17 protein-coding genes are annotated in these 14,024 nt (G+C 58.4%); 11 read left to right on the plus strand and 6 right to left on the minus strand.

What is annotated here, in order from left to right; translation table 11 throughout:
- The 3 genes from ebsA (at position 1) to SIB42_RS06680 (ending at position 2,102) form a co-directional block, all read left to right on the plus strand.
- Positions 1-396 carry a type IV pilus biogenesis protein EbsA gene (ebsA, locus tag SIB42_RS06670; RefSeq protein WP_231856290.1) on the plus strand — a complete coding sequence of 132 codons (396 nt, stop codon included), beginning with the start codon at positions 1-3 and terminating at the stop codon, positions 394-396.
- A 29-nt stretch (positions 397-425) separates the two neighbouring features.
- Complete coding sequence (locus tag SIB42_RS06675) at positions 426-1,535, plus strand: phosphotransacetylase family protein (protein WP_067092849.1); 1,110 nt, start codon at positions 426-428, stop codon at positions 1,533-1,535.
- Between the two features lie 81 nt (positions 1,536-1,616).
- The gene (locus SIB42_RS06680; protein WP_413327674.1) at positions 1,617-2,102 is read left to right on the plus strand and encodes a DNA recombination-mediator protein A; all 486 of its coding nucleotides are present in this window, start codon (positions 1,617-1,619) and stop codon (positions 2,100-2,102) included.
- Positions 2,103-2,105: 3 nt separating this feature from the next.
- On the opposite strand, the gene SIB42_RS06685 is transcribed toward SIB42_RS06680, so the two are convergent.
- The gene (locus SIB42_RS06685; RefSeq protein ID WP_231856291.1) at positions 2,106-2,513 is read right to left on the minus strand and encodes an NfeD family protein; all 408 of its coding nucleotides are present in this window, start codon (positions 2,511-2,513) and stop codon (positions 2,106-2,108) included.
- A 95-nt stretch (positions 2,514-2,608) separates the two neighbouring features.
- Here SIB42_RS06685 and SIB42_RS06690 point away from each other — a divergent pair, with 95 nt between their 5' ends.
- Entirely contained in the window at positions 2,609-3,523 is a 915-nt protein-coding gene (locus SIB42_RS06690) for an SPFH domain-containing protein (RefSeq protein ID WP_067092857.1), read from the plus strand.
- Here the strand turns inward: SIB42_RS06690 and SIB42_RS06695 are convergent.
- A complete protein-coding gene (locus SIB42_RS06695) occupies positions 3,520-3,972 on the minus strand; it encodes an MAPEG family protein (protein WP_369818409.1) in 453 nt (150 codons plus the stop codon). The two genes, SIB42_RS06690 and SIB42_RS06695, sit on opposite strands and share 4 nt — an antisense overlap.
- Before the next feature lie 232 nt (positions 3,973-4,204).
- On the opposite strand from SIB42_RS06695, the gene SIB42_RS06700 reads away from it, so the two are divergent.
- Positions 4,205-4,699 (plus strand): YajQ family cyclic di-GMP-binding protein, encoded by a 495-nt coding sequence (locus SIB42_RS06700; protein ID WP_067092859.1) that lies wholly within the window; start codon positions 4,205-4,207, stop codon positions 4,697-4,699.
- A 432-nt stretch (positions 4,700-5,131) separates the two neighbouring features.
- Here SIB42_RS06700 and hemL read toward each other — a convergent pair whose 3' ends face one another.
- The gene (gene hemL, locus SIB42_RS06705; RefSeq protein WP_067093130.1) at positions 5,132-6,433 is read right to left on the minus strand and encodes a glutamate-1-semialdehyde 2,1-aminomutase; all 1,302 of its coding nucleotides are present in this window, start codon (positions 6,431-6,433) and stop codon (positions 5,132-5,134) included.
- A gap of 336 nt (positions 6,434-6,769) precedes the next feature.
- On the minus strand, positions 6,770-7,612 hold the full coding sequence (gene xth / locus SIB42_RS06710; protein ID WP_067092861.1) for an exodeoxyribonuclease III: 843 nt from the start codon (positions 7,610-7,612) through the stop codon (positions 6,770-6,772).
- Between the two features lie 62 nt (positions 7,613-7,674).
- Between xth and SIB42_RS06715 the strand changes: the two genes are divergently transcribed.
- Positions 7,675-7,971 (plus strand): hypothetical protein, encoded by a 297-nt coding sequence (locus tag SIB42_RS06715; protein ID WP_067093131.1) that lies wholly within the window; start codon positions 7,675-7,677, stop codon positions 7,969-7,971.
- Here SIB42_RS06715 and SIB42_RS06720 read toward each other — a convergent pair.
- A complete protein-coding gene (locus SIB42_RS06720; RefSeq protein ID WP_067092862.1) occupies positions 7,949-8,668 on the minus strand; it encodes a tetratricopeptide repeat protein in 720 nt (239 codons plus the stop codon). The genes SIB42_RS06715 and SIB42_RS06720 overlap by 23 nt on opposite strands.
- An 86-nt stretch (positions 8,669-8,754) precedes the next feature.
- On the opposite strand from SIB42_RS06720, the gene SIB42_RS06725 reads away from it, so the two are divergent.
- Genes SIB42_RS06725 through SIB42_RS06740 form a run of 4 tightly spaced genes read left to right on the plus strand, consistent with a single transcriptional unit; the run spans position 8,755 to position 12,261 of the window.
- Complete coding sequence (locus SIB42_RS06725; protein ID WP_067093132.1) at positions 8,755-9,405, plus strand: hypothetical protein; 651 nt, start codon at positions 8,755-8,757, stop codon at positions 9,403-9,405.
- Positions 9,405-10,043 carry a hypothetical protein gene (locus tag SIB42_RS06730; protein WP_067092863.1) on the plus strand — a complete coding sequence of 213 codons (639 nt, stop codon included), beginning with the start codon at positions 9,405-9,407 and terminating at the stop codon, positions 10,041-10,043. The genes SIB42_RS06725 and SIB42_RS06730 overlap by 1 nt, the downstream gene beginning before the upstream one ends.
- Positions 10,040-11,275: a nickel pincer cofactor biosynthesis protein LarC gene (gene larC / locus SIB42_RS06735; RefSeq protein ID WP_067092864.1), complete on the plus strand. Its 1,236-nt coding sequence runs from the start codon at positions 10,040-10,042 to the stop codon at positions 11,273-11,275. The genes SIB42_RS06730 and larC overlap by 4 nt, the downstream gene beginning before the upstream one ends.
- Complete coding sequence (locus tag SIB42_RS06740; RefSeq protein WP_067092865.1) at positions 11,269-12,261, plus strand: lysylphosphatidylglycerol synthase domain-containing protein; 993 nt, start codon at positions 11,269-11,271, stop codon at positions 12,259-12,261. The genes larC and SIB42_RS06740 overlap by 7 nt, the downstream gene beginning before the upstream one ends.
- On the opposite strand, the gene SIB42_RS06745 is transcribed toward SIB42_RS06740, so the two are convergent.
- Positions 12,216-13,022: a cation diffusion facilitator family transporter gene (locus SIB42_RS06745; protein ID WP_413327680.1), complete on the minus strand. Its 807-nt coding sequence runs from the start codon at positions 13,020-13,022 to the stop codon at positions 12,216-12,218. The genes SIB42_RS06740 and SIB42_RS06745 overlap by 46 nt on opposite strands.
- Between SIB42_RS06745 and SIB42_RS06750 the strand changes: the two genes are divergently transcribed.
- Positions 12,963-14,024 carry an esterase-like activity of phytase family protein gene (locus tag SIB42_RS06750; protein WP_231856293.1) on the plus strand — a complete coding sequence of 354 codons (1,062 nt, stop codon included), beginning with the start codon at positions 12,963-12,965 and terminating at the stop codon, positions 14,022-14,024. The genes SIB42_RS06745 and SIB42_RS06750 overlap by 60 nt on opposite strands.

Here is a 14,024-nt window from a genome sequence, read left to right on the forward strand (position 1 = left end):
TTGGGACAGCTCGACGGTATGACGTTGTCCAGTCCGTCCAGTGACGCTCAACTGGCGCTGTTCGCTCCTTATTGCGGGGGGCTTCGTCGAGAGCAGTCCCTCAGGCATGCTCTTGAACAGCTGCCCCTGGGCCAGTTCGATGGAGAGCGTGTCCGCATTGGTTCTCAGCCCCATCGATACCTGCTGACCTGGAGTCCTGCCAATGCCCCGCTGCAGACGTGCCGCTGTGAGTTGCGATTTCATGAACAGGGTGATCAGCTGTATCCGTTCGAATGCCCTGCGCATCAACTGCTCGATTGGCTGATGCAAGTTGTGGAAGCTGGCCGTCAGGATCTGCCGGACAGCTTCTGGCAGTGGTTGTTGCTCGAGCAGATTGAGGAGGATGGTTCCCCTTAAATTGTGGGAATCAACCTCAGATCTCCCTGATGGGCTCAACGCTGCTGATCGGATCCTGTGAACCCTTCAGCGGCAAGTCCGCCCTAGTGCTCGGGATTGCAAGGCATCTGCGCTCGGTCGGCATTCGGGTTCTTTTTGGAAAACCGCTTGCCACAAGTCTGGACTGGGAGTCTGATCAAGGTGTTCTGCCTTCGCCGTTGATCGATGACGATGTCCGTTTCGTTGGAGAGACCCTCGGTCTGCCTCATCAGGACCTGATCCCCTCTCTGCATCTCCTGTCTCCCGAGACTGCACAGCAACGGCTTGCGAAGGGAACCTTGGCTGCTGGAGAAGGTCTTGAGAAACTCAGGACCAGTCTTGAGCAGTCAGAAAACAGTGTCACCCTGCTGGAAGCCGCCGGCAATCTCCATGAGGGTTTGCTCTACGGCCTGAGTTTGGTGCAACTGGCCCGCGATCTCGACTCACCGGTGGTGCTCGTGCATCTTTGGGAAGACAGTCGCAGCGTAGATGCGTTGCTGGCGGCCAGTCAGCAGCTCGGTGATCGACTCCGCGGGGTGGTGCTGAACGCAGTCACTCCTGATGATGTGGAAAGCCTGGAACGTGATGTCGTGCCGTCTCTTCAGGCGCTTGGAATCAAGGTGTTTGGTGTGATGCCCCGTTCTCCTCTGCTGCGCAGCGTCACGGTGGGCGAACTCGTGCGTCGGCTCGATGCTCGGGTGATCTGCTGCCAAGAGAAGCTCGACCTGTTGGTGGAGACTCTCAGCATCGGGGCGATGAATGTGAATTCAGCAATGGAGTTCTTCCGCCGCCGCCGCAACATGGCTGTGGTGACCGGAGCAGATCGCACCGATATCCAGCTGGCAGCCCTGGAGGCTTCCACGCAATGTCTGATTTTGACCGGTGCTGGAGATCCACTCCCTCAGTTGATCAGTCGAGCGGATGAACTGGAAGTTCCCCTGCTTAAGGTCGAGCAGGACACACTCGGGACCGTTGAAGTGATCGAGCAGGCGTTCGGTCACGTGCGACTGCACGAAGCGGTGAAAGCGACTTATGCCTTCCGTCTTGTGGAAGAACACTGCCGGCTTGCAGACCTGCTCAGTGCCGTGGGACTGGAACACCTTGTGATCGGCTCAAAGTGATGGTCCCTACAGGGTTCACCGCTGCTAGCGTCTAGGAACGCTCGCAGGTAGTCATTGAGCCGATCCCTTGATCTTCCTGCAATGGACAGGGTCGACACCCTTGCCCAGGAATTGGCCTTGCTCCAAGACAAGGGAGCGCGGAGGATTGCCATCCTCGGAAGTCGTCATGTTCCCGTGGTCGCCATTCATCTGATCGAGCTGATCGCCCGATCGCTGGCTCAGGAAGGCCACTCTCTTGTCACATCCGGTGCGCAGGGGGTCAATGCAGCCGTGATTCGAAGCGTCCTGGCTGTGGATGCCTCCAAGCTCACGGTGCTTCTGCCGCAGAGTCTGAGTCGCCAAGGGCCAGAGATCCGTGATCAGTTGGAGACGGTTCTGCACCTGATCGAAAAGCCCGAACACGACGATCTGCCCCTGCCGATGGCCAGCAGCCTCTGCAACCAGGACATCATCAGTCGTTGTGACCAACTGATTTGCCTGGCTTTCCATGACAGCGAGACATTGCTTGCAAGCTGTCGCAATGCCGAAGACATGGGCAAGGTGGTCAGCCTGCTCTTTTTTGACTGACGTTTAAGGCGAAGGAGGGGTTGGCAGAACCTGGAGCCTGGTTCCCTCCCTACTGATCACAAGCACGCGATCTCCGGCATGCAGAGGAGTCTCGATATCCAGTGAACTGGCAGCCCAGCTCTGGCCATGCCAGCGAACCCTCCCTTCTCCTCCGGGCTTAATCGGGGCCAAGACCTCGGCTGTGTTGTCGTTCAGCAGTCGCCGTCCTGGCCGTGGATTGCGTTGAGCAGACCACCTGCTCAGCCAAAGCGTTCCCAGCACTGAGAGGAGACTGAACAGGATGATCTGAATCCAAACCTGCAGCGGCAGCAAGGCTGTCAGTACGGACACGACAAGACCGGCGAAGACGCCGAACATCAAGCCATCAAAACTGGGCTGCACCAGCTCCACCGCCAGCAGAACGCCAGCCACCAGCAACCAGATTAAAGGACTCCAAAGAGGTGGCATGTCTGGTGGCTGCTTCCCCTCACTTTGGGGACTAGCGTCGCTTCAGACATCCATTCGTCATGGAAGCGCTGCTGAGCCTGCCTGCACTGATCCTGATCGCACTGCTGGGCAGTGGCAGCGTCAAGGTCACCAGCGGAGGCCGCTCGCGTCTCGTCGAGCGGCTTGGCAAGTTCGACCGTGAGTTGCAGCCTGGGCTCTCTGTCGTGATTCCCGTTGTCGAACGGGTGGTCAGTCATGAGTCGCTCAAGGAACGGGTTCTGGATATCCCCCCTCAGCTCTGCATAACGCGAGACAACGTCTCCATCGAGGTCGATGCGGTGGTGTATTGGCAGTTGCTCGAGCATTCCCAGGCGTATTACGCAGTGGACAATCTGCAGGCAGCGATGGTGAATCTGGTGCTGACCCAGATTCGTGCCGAGATGGGCAAGCTGGATCTCGACCAGACCTTCACCACTCGCAGTGAGGTGAATGAGCTTCTGTTGAAGGAGCTTGATGAGGCCACCGATCCATGGGGTGTGAAAGTGACTCGCGTTGAAATGCGCGACATCAATCCTTCGCCGGGCGTTAAGCAAGCGATGGAGGCTCAGATGACTGCTGAACGTGAGAAGCGCGCTGCGATTCTGCGTTCCGAAGGAGAAAAGGAAGCCCAGTTGAATGAGGCGCGTGGCCGTGCTGAGGCTCTCGTGCTTGACGCACGTGCCCAGAAGGAGGCAATTCTGCTGGAGGCCGAAGCCCAGGCGAAGCAGCAAGGTGTGATGGCTGAAGCGAAGTCCGAAGCGGCACGCGTCATGGCCAGGGCACTGTCTGAGAGCCCGGAAGCGGAAGAGGCAGTGCGCCTGATGCTGGCTGAAAACTGGATGGCCATGGGGCAGCGCATGGCTGACTCGCCGGCCGGCAGCGTGCTGATGGTGGATCCTCAGTCACCTGCCTCACTGCTTGCTGCTCTGAAGCAATTCCAGCAAGGCAAGGATTAGGCAGCTAGAAGAGCTTTGGCTCCTTCGATGTAGAGGATTCCGGTGCAAAGCAGAGCACCGGCCCAGCACAGTCCTCTCAGGGGCGGAACATTGGCCACATAGGCCGGCAAATAAATCAGACGTAGCACGGGCTGGAGCAGAGCTGCGGGGATGGCAAGGCCCTGAAGCACGCCGATTTGCAGCACGGCGATCAGGGCTAGAAGTGCTGCTGGAGCATGAAGGCTGAAAGCTTCGAAGCTGTTCTGATGGGCCCAGCTGGCTCGTTTCCCCCAGTCTGGAAGTCGTTCGAACATGGCCCTCGGAGCTTTCATGTCGTCCAGGGTGAAGTCCGCCTGTGAACGGGCAGCACCCAGGGGAATGATGCTGGCGACCACTACAGCTCCCGAGAACACAAGCGACAAGGCATAGGGCGCCGAGGGTGTCTGGGTGAGAAAGTCCGTGATGAACACAATCAAGGCAATTGCGGATAAAACGATAGTGATCGACTCTCGATCGACGCGATTAACCCGACTGGATCCCCAAGTCGTCTGCGTCCGTTGTCCTTCTGGCTGCCTGAAGCGTGGTTTGGAACGGAGTTGCTGATTGAAGATGACGCTTTTATGGCTATCCGTCTGTTGTTAGATCTCATGCTGAGAGCGGCTTCAAGAGCGTTGCTAACCTTCAACCACTAACGATTGTTCAATGGCTTCGTATTCATTTGATGTGGTCTCTGATTTTGACCGTCAGGAGTTGGTGAATACGCTTGATCAAGTTCGTAGGGACGTTTCTCAGCGCTATGACCTTAAGGATTCTGGTACAGAGATCAATCTTGAAGACGCCGCGATTGTGATCACTACGGCCAGTGACATGACCCTTCAAGCTGTTGAAGATATTCTGCGAGCCAAGGCGACAAAGAGAAATCTCTCTTTGAAGATCTTTGATTTCCAGACGGCAGAGACAGTGGGTGGTAATCGTGTGCAGCAGACCGTTCAATTGAAGAAGGGACTCAGTCAGGAACTTGCTAAGAAAATGAGCAAGATTGTCCGTGATGAGCTTAAGAAAGTCACCGTGGCGATTCAGGGAGACAGTCTCAGAGTGACAGGCAAGAGTAAGGATGATCTCCAGCAGGTGATTCAGTTGTTGCGTTCAAAAGAGGATGAGCTGGATGTGCCTCTTCAGTTCGAGAACTATCGCTGAATTTTAGAGACTCAAATTGATCTGTAAGCCTCCGGCCCAGATTCCTGGGACTTTGCCTTCACAGCCTGGATTAATAATCCATTGCTTCACTGGTTGAATTTGCAAGATTTCTGAAACATCAAAGGAATCATTCAATTCAATCGCTCCCTCGTGGCTCAGCCAAGGGTTGATGGTTGGGCTGAAACTGGTTCGACCCAGTTCCAAAGCAAGCACGTCAAGTTGTCGGCCAGGAATGATGCCTTGGCTCCGCGAGCCACCTGCGATAAATGTTGGATAAAGGTATTGGCAGGGTCCAAGCTCACGATGCCACCACAGGCTTCTCCTGGGTCTGCAGTGATGCAACCACGAGGGGCAGCCCGATCAACGCCTTTTTGAACCGGCTCCCCATGCCGCTGCTGGAAAGTGGCATCGGCAGTGACCCAGATTCAGGCTCTAGGCGATCGCAGCGAAGCTGTCGCGGAACGCCTGAATCGTGGCTTCGATGTCTGCGTCCGAATGGGCCAGGGAGGTGAACCCTGCTTCGAAGGCTGACGGAGCCAGATAAACACCACGCTCAAGCATGGCGCGATGCAGTTTGCCAAAGCGTTCAGCGTCTGTTGCCTTCGCTTCTTCAAAGTTGCGTACAGGCCCTTCGCAGAGGAAGAAGCCGAACATGGCGCTCACGCTTCCACTCGTGATCGGAAGGCCTGCAGAGGTTGCTGCTTCCTTGATGCCAGCGACCAGTTTTTCAGTGGTGGCGGTGAGCTTTTCGTAGCTACCGGGCTGTTTCAGAAGCTCAAGTGTCTTGATGCCCGCCGTCATGGCAAGGGGATTTCCGCTCAGGGTGCCGGCCTGGTACATGGGGCCTGCAGGAGCCACCATCTCCATGATTTCGCGTCGACCGCCGTAGGCCCCTACGGGAAGCCCTCCACCGATCACCTTGCCCATGGTGGTGAGATCAGGGGTCACACCGAAATGCGCCTGCGCTCCGCCGTAACTGATGCGGAAGCCTGTCATGACCTCGTCAAAGACCAGAAGAGCGCCGTTTTCCTTGGTGAGTTCGCGCAAACCCTCGAGGAAACCAGGCTCAGGCTGGATAAACCCTGCATTGCCAACGATGGGCTCGAGGATGACACCTGAAATGGCATCAGGGTTTTCAGCGAATAACTGCTTGACGGCCTCCAGATCGTTGTAAGGCGCGGTCAGGGTATTGGCGGTGGTGCTGCGGGGGACGCCAGGTGAGTCAGGCAGGCCGAGGGTGGCCACACCGGAACCGGCCTTTACCAGGAACATGTCCGCATGGCCGTGGTAGCAACCTTCGAACTTGATGACCTTGTCGCGACCTGTGAAGGCGCGCATCAGACGCAGCACAGCCATGCAGGCTTCTGTGCCGCTGTTCACGAAGCGAACCATCTCCACACTGGGGACGGCGTCGATCACCATCTCCGCCAACGTGTTTTCAAGTGCGCAGGGAGCTCCGAAGCTGGTGCCCTTCTCAATCGTTTCCTGCAGCGCACTGATCACTTCTGGATGGGCATGACCGCAGATCGCGGGTCCCCAACTGCCGATGTAGTCGATGTATTTGTTGTCATCAACGTCCCAGGCGTAAGCGCCCTTGACCCGATCGAAGACGATCGGCTGGCCACCCACAGATTTGAATGCACGCACTGGGGAGCTCACGCCACCAGGCATCAGAGCCTGGGCGGCACTGAAGAGCTCCTGGGAGCGACTGGTGTTCAAGCTTGGTGCTGTCACGGGGGCGGATGCCAAAGGGCCGATGCAAACCGTGCCACATCCTGACCCAAGAACGTGCCAAATCGGCTGATCTGTGTACGAAGAGGGGATTCCGGAACTTGTGATACCAGCCTCGGCATCGTGTTTGAGCTCCTGATCAACCCGTGCATGAACAGCGTCTGAGCAGGATTTGAGCCGATTTTCAGCCTGATGCGGCGTTGTATCACCTGCGCAAGAACGGCTTGTTTAAGACTGTGACGGATCGAGCATGAACTTGCCCTCCCTTGTTTCAGACCGAAGCATCAGCGCCTGGGAATCGCCTTTTTGCGATCAGATTGCTTCGAAACAGCCTGTGGCTTAATCCATGCCGAAGCTGTCCGGATCGTCCTCGCACTCCTCTTCCAGCTCCCAGGAGAGGTCAACGACCACGGGCGCATGGTCGCTGGGTTGCTCGCGGTCGCGCTCCTGTTTATCGATCTGGCAGCTCAGGGCAAGCTCCTGCAAGTCGGAGCTGAGATAGATGTGATCAATTCTCCAGCCGCTGTCGCGGTTCCATGCACCACTGCGGTAGTCCCACCAGCTCCAGTGACCGCTGCCCGTTTCGAAAAGCCGGAAGGCGTCTTTGAGATCATCTCCAAGCGCTTGAGCAAGGGCGTTGCGTTCGGCGTCTGAAGCCATGATTCCGCCGCTGAGACGATCAGGGTCATGCAGGTCTCTGGCTTCGGGTCCGATGTTGAAATCACCCACCATGCAGAGGGGCTCATCCCTGGTCTGAGCTGCTCGCAGATATCTCTCAAGGCATGAGAGCCACTTCAGTTTGTAGTCGTATTTCTCGGATTGGAGGCTGGAGCCGTTTGGCACATAGAGGTTGACCACCCGGATCCCATCCACCAAAGCACTGATCACCCTCCTCTGCTGGCTCAGTTCTTCAGCTTCAGGATCAGCCTCCAGTTCTCCAATGAACCCCAAGCGCACATCTTCCTGAGGCTGCCGGCTGATCAGGGCCACGCCGTTGTACGACTTCTGACCATGGAAGCTGACCTCGTACCCCCTTGAGCGGAAGGGCTCGAGCGGAAAGAGCGGATCATCGACCTTGGTCTCCTGAAGGGCCAGCAGATCAACACCGCTCTGATCCAACCAGCGGAGGACGTGATCCAGTCGCGTGCGAATCGAATTGACATTCCAGCTTGCGATCTGCACTGAAACCCTGATGCACCTGATTGGAGACCCTTAGCATCACTCTGATCCGAGCATTTGATCTCATGCAATCGCTCCGCGTGATCTCTGGTCTTGCGTTCGCTATCTGCAGCGGTTTGCTTTCGGTTGTTCCTACTGCTCAGTCTCAGACCACGATGTCACAGCCGACTGTGCTCGAGCGCAACCAAGACCGCGATATCTACAACACTCTTCCAGGTGAATCCAAGCAGAAGGGATCGGTGCTGGATGTCACGAATCCCATGGAGTTGATGCGGTCTCTGCGTCAAGCAACCTCCATGAACGATGCTACCGATCCAGTTGATGCCATTGATGAGGCGCTCAGGGAGTTGTCACAGCCTTAGGGCCTGGGCTTGCCGGTCGATTGCGCGCCGCTTCGAGCGCCCAGCGCAGTTCAAGTGTCTCGAGATCCATACCCGTTGAGGCCAGATTTTTGCTCAAGGGCATGGCCTTGCGCAGTAGAGCGATGGCATCGCCTCCTCGACCTTGATCTCGTTTCAGCAGGGCAAATGCCAGTAATGGTTCAGGTCGTTTGGGGTTGTCGTTGATCAGATTGCGGTAGCGATCGGCAGCAGCTTTTGATTCTCCGGACAAGCGCTCGAGGTCGGCCAGTAGCAAACCCAGTTTCAGTCGCCGTTCAGCTGGCAGGGAGTCGAAACGTTTGTTCAATTGCTTCATTGGCTCTATGACCTGGTCGGTCTCCTGTGCGAGAAGAGCCCATAGGGTCATCACCTCAAGCCGATCGGGGTGAAGTCGCTGCAAAGGTCTCAGGGTGCGAACCGCTGCTTCGCGATTTCCGTTCTCGTAGTGTGTGCGAGCCAGTAAAAGTGCCCAGCGCCAGTCGCTCGGATGCTCCTGAACCTGGATTTTGAGAATCTCCAGCCCTGAGACGTCGTTGTGGGAGGACTGGCTCTGGATCGTGGTTGCAGAGGGCGTCTCGGGCCAGATCTGGTTCACCATCCAGCCTGCGATCAAACAAAGGCATGAGACTGCGCCCAGCTTCACCAGAGTTTCCGTTGTTTGACGGCTGTAAACCGGCACCGTGTCGTGGGAACGCCCGACCAGTCTGAGGCTCTTTGTCGAAGCTGGCTAGAGTTGCCGCGGGCCAGTGGATGCCCCTGAATCTGATGCGCGACCATCCCATTCCCGCGGTGACCGAGCCGCTGCAGTACCGGGCAATCGGCGTCGTGCGCGGAGTATTCCGGCCCGAATCTGAAGATCAGAGCACCCGTGGCCACTTGATTGATGGCGACGGTAATGAGATTGATGCCGTTGTTCTGGGCCGCATGCTGACGTTGATGCGCCGTCATCTCGATATGGGCAAGCCTCACCTCTGGGTGGTGTACCCGCGGTGCAGGGAGGCCGGTCAGTTGCATCTCCAGATCGCTGGAATCTGGGAGCCCAGCACTCTTTCAGCTTCGGATGCGGAGACGGAATCTGGTGACACATCCATCGATGCGTTGCCTGAAGGTGACGATTATTTTTCGATCAGGGGCGAGCTCATCTATACGAAGCCGGAAGCTTCGGAGGTAGTGGTCAAGGTGCGTCAGCAACCCCGCGCTGACGGCTTTCGGCCCTTGCCGTTCAAGTTGCAACTCAGTGGTGAGATTGAGCTTGCGCACCTGCGCCATTTCGTCAGCCTCGATGTGCGTCGCCAGGGACAGATGCTTCAAGTTCAGTCCGCCGAGGTGATCGCACCGATGCCCACCCGTGGTGGCAAGGGGCGCGGTGGTGCCTCCCGCCGTCCCGCAGACCGCAGTCGGACGGCTAGCAGCTGATGAATGCCTCTCCGGTCTCCAGTACCACTGCCGGTTTGGCGGTGGCCGGTTGCACAGGGCTCGCGGTGTTCGGACCGCTCGTAGGTCTCTCGCCTGCCTGGATCGCTCTGCTCGTGGGTGGCGGCTTGCTTGGACTCACCATCGATGCCTCTCAGTTGGAGGGAATGGGCGGGCATCTTCTGGCTGAAGCTCTCCCTGGAGGAAAGATGCGTCTGCGACGGGTGGCGCGCCATGAGGCAGGTCACTGGCTGGTTGCGCGTGAGGAGGAGATGAAGGTGCGTCGTGTTCTGGTGGGCACTCGTTCCTGTCTGGAAGCAGGCCTGCGTAGCAATGGAGCCACCGAATTTGAGCTTCCGGATCAGGTTCGATTACCCCTGGAAGACCTGCGCCGCTGGAGTCGTGTCCTTCAGGCAGGGATGGTGGCTGAGACCCTCCTGGAGGGATCCGCTCGTGGCGGGGCTGATGATCGGGCACTGCTCGGCAGGATCTGGGGATTGTCAGGTCAGGATGTGGCTACCGCGCAACGCGAGCAGCGCCGTGCTCGACGTGAGGTTGAACAGCTTTTGAAAAAGCGTCTTGAGGATCTGGATGTCATTGCTGACAGGCTGCTGGAGGGCCTCGATCCGGAGCTGACATGACCCCTGGCAACGCCGCTGCCTACGTGGTGGACTGTCCCACCGGTTTGGCCGGAGACATGTTGCTAGCAGCCTGTCTTGATCTGGGGGTCCCCCCTGAGGTGATTCATGCCCCTCTGCGGGGGCTGGGCTTTGAGAACGCCTATGTGCTTCGTGTTGAGGAGGCCCGAAACGGCGGTTTGCGTGGACTCCGTGTGGATGTTGAAGGGCGAGACCCCAATCCATCGCATCGACACTGGGGAGAGTTGCGCCAAAGGATTGGTAATGCCGTGCTTGCTCCTTCATTGCAGGCGCGGGTGCTGTCGGTGTTTACGGCCCTCGCTGACGCTGAAGCAGCCGTTCACGGCATTCCCTCTGACCAGGTGCATTTCCACGAAGTTGGAGCCATTGACAGCTTGGTGGATGTGGTTGGTGTCTGCGCTGCCATGGAGCATCTCCAGCCGCTGTCGATCTTGTGCGTCCCCCCTCCGGCGGGACGGGGCTCGGTTGCCACAGCTCACGGGCGACTGCCGGTCCCTGCTCCAGCAGTTCTCGAGCTGGCGCGACGTTATGGTGTCCAACTGCGCTGCGGCGATGACTGGCCGGAAGCTGAGCTCACAACTCCGACCGGTCTGGCTTTGATGGCTGTGCTTGCTGATGGGTTCGGATGGCCAGATCAGTTGGCTCCAGAGCTGGTGGGAACTGGCCTTGGCCATCGTCAGCTGGACCGTCCCAACCTGTTGCGCCTCATTCGCCAGCACCCTCTGCCTCCTGTTGAAATCAACCAGCCCCGTTGGCAGGACCTGATCATCCAGGAGGCTTGGATTGATGATTTGTCGGCTGAAGCCTTGGCATGGCTGATTCAGCAGCTGCGTGATGCGGGTGCCTTAGACGTGGCCTGTTGTCCGTTGCAGATGAAGAAGGGTCGCCCAGGAACTGCCGTCACGGCCCTGGTGCTGCCTGATCAGGCAGCGGATCTGCGCCGGATCTGGTGGAGGGATAGTCCAACGCTGGGACTGCGCGAACGACGTCAGGGGCGCTGGGTGCTGCCGCGTCGTGGAGGAGTCCTCCACACTCCATGGGGCGAGCTGGCGGCCAAGCAGATGTTGAAGCCGGATGGAACCCAGTCCGTGAAGCCCGAGCGGGATGCCCTCCAGCAGCTTGCACAGCGCGCCGGTCTCCCTCCAGAAACTCTCTGGCAGCAGCTTTCTCAGGAACCCATTGAGTTCAATGCCCAGCAGGAGTGGACATGCTGAAGCGTTTCCGATCCCTGCTGTCGGTGAAGCCTCCCGGAGGCCTGAAGCTGTGGATCACCCTGATCACGCTCGGATTTGTGGGCTGGGCGCTGGTGGGTCATGCCGTAGGACTGCGCTCTATGTCGATCACGTCTGAGGGCTGGTGGTGGCTTGTGCTTGCTCTCGGCCTCAGTTGGCTGAGTTTGGTTGCAAATGCAGGTGCCTGGCAGGTTCTGGTGCAATGGCTGGGCCATGGCTCAGGCTCAACACCGCTTGTATCTCTGTACTTGAGCAGCAATTTGCTCAAATACTTGCCCGGCGGGGTGTGGCATTTCCTTCAGCGTGTGCGGACCTTGGGCCCTTCCATTGGTACGGGGCCGGCACTTGTGTCCGTTTTGCTTGAGCCCATGTTGATGGCAGTGGCAGCCCTGCTCTGGGTTCCCTTCGGTGGCTGGCAGAACGGCCTGGCCTTGCTGACACCGCTCCCCGCTTTGATGCTGTTGCCACGCTGGAGAGAACCTTTGCTCTGCAGGCTTGAACGCAGCCGTTTAAGGCAACTCAACCGCTCTGATCCTGATCTGGGCTCTTTGCCTCCTCTGGAACAGCTGGGCAGTGGGCGTGATGTTTATCCCTGGGCACCGCTGACGGCCGAGCTGGTGTTCATCGCCTCCCGCTTCTCTGGTTTCTGGTGCTGCATTCAGGTGTTCGGGCTGACCTCGGTGCTGCCGATTGGCCACTGGATGGCAGCCTTTGCCTTGGCGTGGGTCACAGGACTTGTGGTCCCTGCTGCTCCAGGGGGGGTGGGTGTGTTTGAGGCAGTGTTGCTTCTGCGCCTGGGTTCGTCCGTGCCGGAGGCAGCATTGCTTGCAGTGGCACTCAGTTATCGCCTTGTGGTGACTCTTGCGGATCTGCTGGCCGCGGCAGGTGTGAAGGTGGACCGGCTGATTGCCGATCGTTGGGATCAGCTGAGCGCTTCCCCGCAGTCTTCGCCGGGCTCTTCCAGCTGAACAGTGCAGTGCTCGATGCCCTTCTGGCGCATCGCTTGCCTGACTTCGCTCAGTAGCTGCGGATCCTGGTGACTAAGGTCAGCAGCCCTTTGGAGGTGAACAGTGAGGGCAATGCGCGTTCCGCCGATGGACCAAATGTGCAGGTGGTGGACACCCTGCACGCCAGGCATGGCTTGCAGATCGGCCAGAATGACTGCCGGATCGATCCGATGGGGAATCTCATCCATCAATTCGGCCAGACCATCGCGCAGCAACATGATTCCGAGCCATCCCACGCTCAGGCCGACTCCAAGACCTGTGAGTGGATCAATCCATCTCCAGCCGGTGATTCCGGCGACCAATGCGCTCAGCAGCACCGCAGCTGAGACGGCTGCATCGCCAAGGAGGTGAAGAGCTGCTGCTCGACGGTTCAGATCCCCATGATGATCGGAACCGAACAGACGGGCAGAGACCAGGTTCACGAACAGACCAGCGCCTGCGGCAATGGCGACCGGCCAGGCCACCACTAGCTCCGGTTGACGGAACCGTTGGACGGACTCCACGCAGACCACCGCGGAGGCCATCAAGATCAACACGGCGTTGGCGACGGCTGCCAGCTGGGTCGAGCGTCCGAATCCATAACTGAATCGCCCCTTTGCAGGTTTCTGGCTCAGGCTCTCCGCGCCCCAGCCCATCAGGAGGCCCATCACGTCACCGACGTTGTGCAGGGCATCGCCGATCAATGCGATCGATCCGAAAGCAATCCCCACGGCGATCTGCAAACCGCTCAGGCAGGCATTGAGCACAACCGTCGAGCGGAATGCCTGCCGGCTGTGGCTGTGGTGGTGATGATGTTCCAGTCGACCCTGGCAGCTAAAACCATGATGGTCACAGTCTTGCCGGCTTTACCATCGCCAGCACAGGCACTTCCCTGCCCTCTGGGGGCTGGGTGGGAGTTGATTCACAACGTTGAACTCCCAGACCGGGGATTGGATGGAGCGCGTGTGGGTGGCTTCTCCGCTGTGGCCTATCAGCGAAAGCATGACCGCCTCTGGTTACTCAGCGACGCAACCACTGGCTATTTGGTTTCTTTCACTGGCCTGAGCCGTCTGTTGCAGGGTGAGCAGGCATCGCTGAAGGGTGGTCGACGTCTGCTGTTGAGGGATCGAAAGGGGGCGCCTCTGCCGGCAGACTTTGACGGTGAGGGCCTGGTGCTCAATGGCCATCACGTCTGGATTGTCAGTGAGGGGCGCCGACGCCCTCAGAGAAGGGCAAGACTGCAGCGTTACAACCTCTTGAACGGACGCCTGCAGCGCGAGGTCCCGCTCCTTGCTGATTGGCAAGAGAAGGAGGGGCAGGGACTTGCATCCAATCGAGGACCTGAATCACTCACGCAGATGGCATCCGGTGATCTGGTCTTGGCAGCCGAAGCTCCGCTTATTCAGGACAGGGAGAAACAGGGTAAGGACTGGGTTCGGATCGCTCGTCTCCGCCCCGGTCCGGATCAGCTGCTCGAACCCATTGGCAGATTCGAGATTGGACCAGCAGGTGCATCGGCCAGTCGGAAGCACTGTTTGACCGAACTGCTGGGCCTTGAGGGAGATGCAGCAGTTCTTTGGCTGCTGCGCAGTTTTGCCTTGCCTGCGGGGTGGTCTGCCCATCTTCAGGTTCTGCGTCTGGCGGGAAGCGAGTCACCGTCAGCTCCGCCGATTCAAGCGATGCAAAGTTGGGATCTGTTGGCCGATGGTCTGCCATCAGCTGCTCTGCCATCAGCCAACTGGTAG

The sequence above is a fragment of the Synechococcus sp. MIT S9508 genome (assembly GCF_047303045.1).
GTDB lineage: Bacteria > Cyanobacteriota > Cyanobacteriia > PCC-6307 > Cyanobiaceae > Synechococcus_C.